The 8420-nt window shown below is 67.8% G+C and carries 9 protein-coding genes; 8 read left to right on the top strand and 1 reads right to left on the bottom strand.

Annotated features, from left to right (window positions below):
- Window positions 1-253 precede the first annotated feature (253 nt).
- From ACK59X_RS13050 to ACK59X_RS13030, 5 genes are all read left to right on the top strand, one after another.
- The gene (locus ACK59X_RS13050) at window positions 254-1279 is read left to right on the top strand and encodes an MFS transporter (RefSeq protein ID WP_409957751.1); all 1026 of its coding nucleotides are present in this window, start codon (window positions 254-256) and stop codon (window positions 1277-1279) included.
- 66 nt (window positions 1280-1345) lie between these two features.
- Complete coding sequence (locus ACK59X_RS13045) at window positions 1346-1705, top strand: hypothetical protein (protein WP_409957750.1); 360 nt, start codon at window positions 1346-1348, stop codon at window positions 1703-1705.
- A 127-nt stretch (window positions 1706-1832) separates the two neighbouring features.
- Window positions 1833-2480, top strand: coding sequence for an SCO family protein (locus tag ACK59X_RS13040; RefSeq protein WP_409957749.1), 648 nt, complete (start codon window positions 1833-1835; stop codon window positions 2478-2480).
- Window positions 2481-2510: 30 nt separating this feature from the next.
- Entirely contained in the window at window positions 2511-2987 is a 477-nt protein-coding gene (locus ACK59X_RS13035; RefSeq protein ID WP_409957748.1) for a copper chaperone PCu(A)C, read from the top strand.
- Between the two features lie 5 nt (window positions 2988-2992).
- Window positions 2993-5098, top strand: a complete 2106-nt coding sequence (locus ACK59X_RS13030) for a TonB-dependent receptor (protein ID WP_409957747.1) — start codon at window positions 2993-2995, stop codon at window positions 5096-5098.
- A 129-nt stretch (window positions 5099-5227) separates the two neighbouring features.
- On the opposite strand, the gene ACK59X_RS13025 is transcribed toward ACK59X_RS13030, so the two are convergent.
- The gene (locus tag ACK59X_RS13025; protein WP_409957746.1) at window positions 5228-6796 is read right to left on the bottom strand and encodes an RCC1 domain-containing protein; all 1569 of its coding nucleotides are present in this window, start codon (window positions 6794-6796) and stop codon (window positions 5228-5230) included.
- Between ACK59X_RS13025 and ACK59X_RS13020 the strand changes: the two genes are divergently transcribed.
- The 3 genes from ACK59X_RS13020 to ACK59X_RS13010 form a co-directional block, all read left to right on the top strand.
- Window positions 6786-6998, top strand: coding sequence for a hypothetical protein (locus tag ACK59X_RS13020; RefSeq protein ID WP_409957745.1), 213 nt, complete (start codon window positions 6786-6788; stop codon window positions 6996-6998). The two genes, ACK59X_RS13025 and ACK59X_RS13020, sit on opposite strands and share 11 nt — an antisense overlap.
- Before the next feature lie 437 nt (window positions 6999-7435).
- The gene (locus tag ACK59X_RS13015) at window positions 7436-7726 is read left to right on the top strand and encodes a co-chaperone GroES (protein WP_007854024.1); all 291 of its coding nucleotides are present in this window, start codon (window positions 7436-7438) and stop codon (window positions 7724-7726) included.
- A gap of 170 nt (window positions 7727-7896) precedes the next feature.
- Window positions 7897-8420 (top strand): TCP-1/cpn60 chaperonin family protein (locus tag ACK59X_RS13010; protein WP_409957744.1); only part of this gene is annotated, 524 nt, incomplete at its 3' end.

The following is an 8420-nucleotide window of genomic DNA, read 5'->3' as shown; positions in this document are numbered from 1 at the left end:
TGCAATCGGGATGAGTGGATGCTTCGGATGCGCCGCATGGGCTCGTGCCCATGCAAGCAGCCGGGGCGTCCAATCGCCCGATTTCACTCCAACCCGAAGGGCAAGTGCCTTTTCGGGCGGTCTGCGGCGTTGCGGCGCTTGTTGATAGCGGGGCTATCAACTGCGCACCGCGCCTAGCATCCCATCCCGAAAAGGGACTTGCGCGGCTTCAAAAAGACCTTGAACAGGTTCTTAGCTCACGCTGCTGCGCATCATGGGGCTGTGGGGCCTGGCCTCGGCGGCCACGCTGTGGGTGACCACGCCGGCGCAGTTCTATGTGCTGCGCTTTCTGGTGGGGGTGTTCGAGGCGGGCTTTGCGCCGGGTGTGCTGTTCTACCTCACGCTGTGGTTTCCGTCGCAGCGCCGGGCCAAGGTCACGGCCCTGTTCTTCATGGCCTATGGGGCGGCGCCCATCGTGGCCGGCCCGCTGGCGGGCGCGACCATGACCTGGCTCGATGGCGTGGGGTCGCTGCACGGCTGGCAGTGGCTCTCCCTGGTGGAGGGTGTGCCCTGCGTGCTGCTGGCCGTGCTGGCTTACCGGCTGCTCGACGACGGCCCCGAGGCCGCCCGCTGGCTCACCCCGACGCAAAAGCGCCAGGTGCAGGATGACCTGGCGCGCGACCAGGCGGCCAGCGGCGCCGGCGCGCGCAGCAGCTTCGGCAGCGCGCTGCGCAACGGCCAGGTGTGGCTGCTGGGATTCATCTCCTTCCTGGTGATCCTGGGCATCTACGCCATGTCGTTCTGGCAGCCGACCATGCTGCAGTCCATGGGCCTGTCGGTGATGCAGATCGGGCTGTATTCGGTGGTGCCCGCAGCCACCGGCATCGTGGCCACGCTGCTCATCGCCGGACATTCCGATCGCAGGCAGGAGCGGCGCTGGCACTTCGCTGTGACGGCCTGCATCGGCGCCGCCGGGCTCTCGCTCACCACGCTGTTCATGCACAGCCCCGTGGCGGCCGTGGCCTGCCTGTCGCTGGCCTCGGTCGGCATCTCCAGCGCCTTCGCCATCCTCTGGGCCGTGCCGGGCAGCCTGCTCAGCAAGAATGCCGCAGCCATGGGCATCGCGCTCATCACCACCCTGGGCGGCATGGCCGGCGTGGTGGCGCCTGTGACGGTGGGCGCCATCAAGACGGCGACGGGCGGCTTCACGCTCAGCCTGTACCTGCTGAGCGGCGCCTTGGTGCTGGCCGCCGTGCTGATGGTGCTGGCCGCAGGACGCGGCCGCGCTGCACAGCCCTGACCTTGGGGGTGGGACATATTGCCCCACCCCTCACCGGACGCACAGGGCTGCGGCGATAATGCCGCCATGCACGCGCTGCGCACCTCGTCCCTGCTGGCCCGCCTGGTTCTGGCGTGGTTCGTGCTGACCGTGGGCGCGGCCATCGCATCGCCCATCGTCCACCCCCAGGCCCTGCAACTGGTCTGCACTACGGGGTCCACCGTGAAACTGGTGGTGGGCGAGGACGGCGCCGCCACCGACCTGGGACACCACACCCTGGACTGCGCCATGTGCCTGGGCGCCAGCGCACCGCCTCCTGCCGCGCAACTGCCTGCACAGCGCCACGAGGCCCTGGCCCATGCGCTCACGCCCACCGTGGCAGCCGCCCTGGCGGCCATCGTCGGCGCCCCCCTGCCCGCCCGCGGGCCCCCGGCCACCCTCGCCTGACCCTGTGCTTTCGCGTGCCCGCTGCGGGCATGCGTGCGCACGCCTTGAGCCGCCGGCGCACAGCGCTGGTGTGCGCCGCGCCTGCCCCACGGCAGGTCGCCACCCGCTTCCCCAACAGATCTTCGCCATGCGCATTCCATCGTCCCCACCGCGCCCGGCCGCTACAGCGGCGCGCCCTTCACCTCGGCGCCGCGGCCTGCTGGCCCTGGCCCTGTCGCCGCTGCTGGCGGCTACGCTCGCCGCGAGCAAGAAGGCTCCCGTGGCCTACAAGGGCATGGACATCACCGGCGCCGAGTACGCACGCGGCTTCACCTTGCGGGATGCCCAAGGCCAGGTGCGCACGCTGGCAGACTTCCGCGGCAAGGCGGTGATGCTGTTCTTCGGCTTCACCCAGTGCCCCGACGTGTGCCCCACGGCCCTGACCCGCGCCACGGAGATACGCCAACTGCTGGGCGCAGATGGCCAGCGCCTGCAGGTGCTGTTCATCACCATCGATCCCGAGCGCGACACGCCTGCCGTGCTGGCGTCCTACACCCAGGCCTTCGACGCCAGCTTCATCGGCCTGCACGGCGACGCCGCGCAGACCGAGGCCACGGCCAAGGAATTCAAGGTCTACTACAAGAAGGTGCCCACCGGTGCCTCCTACACCATGGACCACTCGGCCTTCAGCTATGTTTTCGATCCCGAAGGCAAGCCGCGCCTCGTGCTGCGCCACGAGCAGAGCGCCAAGGACTGCGCCGACGATCTGCGCCAGCTGCTGCAGCAATCCGCCTGAACCCACACCCATCGCATCCAGGAGATCTCCATGCATTCCATTCCCCGCTCCGCCGCCCTCGCCCTCGTTCTCGCCGCACTGGCATCGGCATCCCAGGCCCAGGTCACCATCAAGGACGCCTGGGTGCGCGCCACCGTGCCCCAGCAGCAGGCCACCGGCGCCTTCATGCAGCTCCGAGCCGCGCGGGACACGCGCCTGGTCTCGGCCAGCTCACCCCTCACCCCGGCCGTCGAGGTGCACGAGATGGCCATGCAGGACAACGTGATGCGCATGCGCCAGGTGCCCGGTGTGGACCTGCCCGCGGGCAAGCCCGTGGAGCTCAAGCCTGGCGGCTACCACGTGATGCTGATGAACCTCACGCAGCAGGTGAAGGCCGGCGACACCGTGCCGATCACCCTGGTCTTCGAGGGCAAGGACGGCAAGCGCGAATCGGTGCAGGTGCAGGCGCCCGTGCGCCCGCTCAACGCGACGGCGGCACCGGTGGCCCACGGCGAACACAAGCACTGAACGCCATGGCCATGTCCTCCACCCTTCGCGCCACGGCGCACGCCGTGCATGCAATGGTCGCCCTGCTGGCGACATCGCAAGCCACGGCGCAAGATGCTTCCTTGCCCCCCGTCACCGTCACCGCGTCCCCCACGCGTGATGCGCAGCAGCGTGCCGCCAGCCTGGCCACGGGCACCGCAGCACCGCTGCTGGAAGTGCCCGCCTCCGTCTCCACCGTGCCGGCCGAGCTGATGCGTGCCCAGTCGGTCACCACGCTGCAGGAGGCGCTGCGCAATGTGCCCGGCGCGCAGGCCGACTCGGGCTTCAACGGCAGCCACAGCCAGTTCTTCGTGCTGCGCGGTGCCGTGGCCGACAGCGGCACCGGATCGAGCCGCGTGCTGCGCGATGGCGTGCGCCTGTCCAACTACGCCTTCGTGCCCGCCTTCACCGAGAGCGTGGACGTGCTGCGCGGGCCCGGCGCGGCCCTGGGTCTGCGCAGCGAGCCGGGCGGCAGCGTCAACATCGTGACGCGACAGCCGGAGCTGGCCAACTTCGGCTCGGCCAGCCTGGGCGGCGGCGCGCACAACGCGCTCGATGCCACGGTGGACATCAACCGCGTGCTCTCGGCCGAACAGGAGCTCGCTGCGCGGCTCATCGTGACCCGCTCCACCGCCAGCGAATGGCGCCATGTACCGGACCGGCTGGACGGGGCCAAACTCGGTATTTCCAAGAGCGATGGCGAGCGCTACCACCTGCGCCTGGGCGTAGAGGCCACGGACCAGGCCTACCAGCCCGACTACGGCCTGCCCGGCGTGAACGGCCGCCCCGCGGCCGTGCCGATGGACCGGCAACTCGGCGAGCCCTGGGCGAACTCCACCACACGCAACACCCTGGTCGACCTGCATGGCGATGTGGCCATCGCGCCGAACACCCGCCTGGCATTGGACTACACGCACCTGCGCGGCAACAGCACCTCCGTGCGCCAGTCGGTGGGCGCTGCCGTGGCAGGTGCGCCCCTGGGCACCTTCGCGCGCCGGCTGGCCTACGAGCCGGACACGCAGCGCCGCATCAACGCCCTGGCCACCAGCCTGACCCATGAGCACACCTGGGGCGCCACGCGCCACCACCTGTTCGCAGGGCTGGACCGCTACACCGAGACGCTGGACCAGCCTTCGGCCGGCGTGGCCAGTGCCAACAACCCCAACATCAACGTTTTCAACCCCGTCTACGGACTGACCACCCGGCCGGCCAGCTTTGCCTTCGCCACCACCACGCAGGACCTGGCCAGCACGGCCCTGTCGCTGCAAGACCGCATCGAATGGGGCGACTGGAGCATCGTGGCCGGGCTGCGCCACACGCGGCAGGATTTCCTCTACGGGCCTGCAGGCACGCGCGGCGTACAAGAGAGCAACACCTCGCCCAAACTGGCCGTGCTGCGCAAGCTGTCGGGCGCGGATTCGGTCTACGCCAGCTACGGCACCGGCATCGCGCCCAACCAGGCCTCGTCTGCATCGGGCCAGTCGCTGCCCTCGCGCAAGAGCCGGCAATACGAGGCGGGCTGGAAGTCGCTGTGGAACGGCGGCCGCCTGCAATCCGACCTGGCCGTGTACCGGCTGGAGCAGACCAACCTGCTCTCGGGCGATCTCTCCACACCCAGCATGTTCGACAAGACCCTGGCCGGCAGCGGCCGCTCCCAGGGCCTGGAGGCGAGCCTCGGCGGCGACCTCACGCGCGCTGTGCGGGTGCAGGTCGCCTACGCCTACACGCAAGCCAAGTTCACCAACAACACCGAGTACCCAGGCAAGACCATCCCCAACGTGGCACGCCACGCCCTGAGCCTGTGGGGCCAGTACCGCTGGAACGCCGAGCACGCCACCGGCGCAGGCCTGTACGCCCAGGGCGCGCGCTATGCCGACATCTACAACACCACGGTGCTGCCGGGCTATGCGCGCCTGGACCTGTCGCACACCTGGCGCATGCCGCTCGACGGCGGGCGCCAGCTGGAACTGCAACTGGCCCTGCGCAACGTGTTCGACAAGACCTACTTCGTATCCAGCCACCTGCACCTGGCCAGCTACCTCACGCCTGGGCAGGAGCGCAACCTCTACGCCTCGGCTCGCTACAGCTTCTGAGAAGGTGCCAGCCCTTGCCTCAGTCCACAGCCTGTGTGGATGAGGCTGTGGAAAAGTCCTGGAGAGTGGGGCCGGACCCAGCGCTGGCGCGGCTGGCAACGCCGTGCTGAAGAAAGCGGCAGCCGTGGATCAGTGCAGCGTGTGCACGACCTGGAAGCGCCCGGCGCGCACCATCTCCGCAACCGCTGCCGTGTCGTCGCCAACGCCGTAGCCCACCACGAGGTTCACGCCCTCCAGGCCGCTGAGGTTCAGACCCGAGGCCATGCGCACCGGTACCGAGCGCGGCAGTGCGCCGCCCAGGTAGGCCGGGAAGGCCCCTCCCGTGTACGGTTCCCAGCCGTTGGGTCCCAGGAACACCACGGCGGAGCCTGCAAACGCAGCCACGTACACGCGGCCCGTCTTGCCCCTGTGCAGGGGCGATATGGCGGCCGCCGCGTCCAGTGTCACGTTGGACAGCGGTCCAGTCTGGGTTCCGCTGAAGGTGCCGGCGGCGTCTCCCACCCGGCCTGCATTGAAAGCGGCGCCATTGGCGCCCATGACGCGCACAGGGGCGGTGGCCTTGGCATCCCCGCCCGGGACCAGGTTGGTGGTCTTGCCCCAGACCCAGACGCTGCCGTCCGTGCCGATCGCTGCGGAAACCGCCGAGCCGGCGGCCGCAGCCACCACGGGCGGCAGGCCCGCCACGCGGGCGATCTTGGGCGCCTCGCTGGAAGGATTCACCAGGGTGCCGTCGCCCAGTTGCCCCGCGGCGTTGACGCCGCAGGCGTGCACAGCTCCGTCGGCATCCACGAACAGGGTGTGGCCTTCGCCGGGCTCGATCTGCTGGATGCGCGTCAGGCCCTGGATGAGGGAGATGTCGATCAGCGCGTAACCCGACGCAATGGGTTGGCCTTTCTGGCCGCAGAAGGGGGCGTTGGTCGAGGCCTGGCCCCAGACGACAACGGTGCCGTCGCTCTTGAGGGCGTAGTACTGGCCTGCAATGTTGATGGAGGTGGATGCAACGGCCTGCACGCCGCTCAGGGCATCGATCACCACCGGCGCGGTGGCGGTGCCAGCCACCGGAGCCAGGGCCTTGTTGGCATTGGAGCCCCAGGCGACCACCTTGCCATCCTGGCGCAGCGAGAGCACGGCCGCGTCGGACGCGCTCACTGCAACGGCGCCCTCGGCACCGGGCACCAGGCGCGGCACGGGGTTACCGCCCGGGCTGGTCTGCCCGGTGCCCAGTTGCGCAGCGCTGTTGCTGCCCCAGGCGTACACCTGGCCGGAGGCATCGGTGGCGAACGCCGCAGCGGTGTTGGTGCCGGCGTTGATGCTCACGATGTTGGACAGGCCGTTGATCTGCACGGGCACGATGGTGCCGCTTCCGCCGGTGCGCCCGCCCGAGTTGTCGCCCCAGGCCCAGACCGTGCCGTCGGCCTTCAGCGCGAGGGAAAAGCTGCCCCGCGCCACGACCTGCACCACGTTCTGCAAGGTGGGGATCTGCGTGGGCGAGGTGCGCGTGGTGGTGTTGCCCAAGCCCAGTTGGCCCCCGCTGCCGTAGCCCCAGGACCAGACGGTGCCATCGGCGCGCAGCACCAGCGCATGGTCATAGCCCAGCGAGATGGCTGGCTGCACCGCGTGCGCGGAGGCCATGGCAAAGGCACCGCACAGTGCGGCCGCGCCCAGGGCTGCCATCGTGCGCAAAGACTTGCGCTTCATCATCGGTTGTTTCATCGGTTTCCTCAACAAGAATAAAAAAGACAGGACGGACTGGACGTTCGGCGCCTCGCCGCAGCCGGCGCAAGGCCCGTGCCGCAGACATCGGCAGGCCGCTGCGGACCGCGCACCGAGGGACCGCCTGCGCGCGGTGCACGGCAGGGCGGTGATGAACGTCAAGACAGCGCAAGGTATCCAGGTTTGACCGCCTGCACCCCACCCCGAGGGGGTGAGGCAGGATTGCCATGGGCCATAGACAGGTGATCCGAGGGCAGAAGCTGGGCGTTGATCGGGTCTGCAAGGATCCGGACCCGTTGGACAGCGCGGTGCGCCGCTGGCTTGCACAGTGCGAGGAAGACGCGACCGGACGCACCAAAAAAACAATTAGTTACATATAGAACCAGAAGTGGATAGGCCCCAAGAATGCCAAGGACGAAGGACAGTCCTGGGGCGCAATCCCACAAATGGATGCGTGTTTGACACCTTCCAATCATCCCCATGTCTTGAAACGGCAACAAATGCCCGTATCATTAGCACTCACCGCAATGGAGTGCTAACACTCCTTGCTGGATGTAGTTTGGTGGCGCCTGGCCTTTCCAGGCGCTGCGTACTGTCGGTAATTTTTGAACCAGGAGCAATGCAATGAACCTTCGCCCCCTGCACGATCGCGTGATCGTCAAGCGTATCGAAAGCGAAACCACGACCGCCTCCGGCATCGTGATCCCCGACAACGCCGCTGAAAAGCCCGATCAAGGTGAAGTGCTGGCCGTCGGCCCCGGCAAGAAGAACGACAAGGGCGAGCTGATCGCCCTGAACGTGAAGGTCGGTGACCGCGTTCTGTTCGGCAAGTATTCGGGCCAGACCGTCAAGATCAAGGGTGACGAGCTGCTGGTCATGAAGGAAGACGACCTGTTCGCCGTGGTGGAGAAGTAAAGCTACTGCGCAGGCGCCATGCGTCGTTGCGCGGTGCTCGCAATCCTCACGTACAGGAAGTACGTTCCGGTTGCTGTGCTCCGTGCGCCTAGCCTGGCACCTGCTCGCTACGCTTTCCCCTCTCCCCCAAGACAGTCGTTATTGATTCAGTTAATTTTCAGGAGCTCCAAATGGCAGCAAAAGACGTAGTTTTCGGCGGCGAAGCCCGCGCACGCATGGTTGAAGGCGTGAACATCCTGGCCAATGCGGTCAAGGTGACCCTGGGCCCCAAGGGCCGCAATGTGGTGCTGGAGCGCTCGTTCGGCGCCCCTACCGTGACCAAGGACGGTGTGTCCGTGGCCAAGGAAATCGAACTCAAGGACAAGCTGCAGAACATGGGCGCCCAGCTCGTGAAGGAAGTGGCCTCCAAGACCAGCGACAACGCTGGTGACGGCACCACCACCGCGACCGTGCTGGCCCAGGCCATCGTGCGCGAAGGCTTCAAGTACGTGGCCGCCGGCATCAACCCGATGGACCTCAAGCGCGGTATCGACAAGGCCACCATCAAGGATCTCGGCCGCGCCAAGAAAATCCAGGTCTCCAAGGAAAACACCACCATCATCGACGGTGCCGGCGAAGCCGAAGGCATTCAAGCCCGCGTCAAGCAGATCAAGGCCCAGGTCGAAGAAACTTCGTCCGACTACGACCGTGAAAA

The sequence above is a fragment of the Acidovorax sp. genome, from assembly GCF_046339755.1.
Classification (GTDB): domain Bacteria; phylum Pseudomonadota; class Gammaproteobacteria; order Burkholderiales; family Burkholderiaceae_C; genus Acidovorax.
Note: the sequence above shows the minus strand (reverse complement) of the source record. Positions and strands in the feature narration are given on the sequence as shown.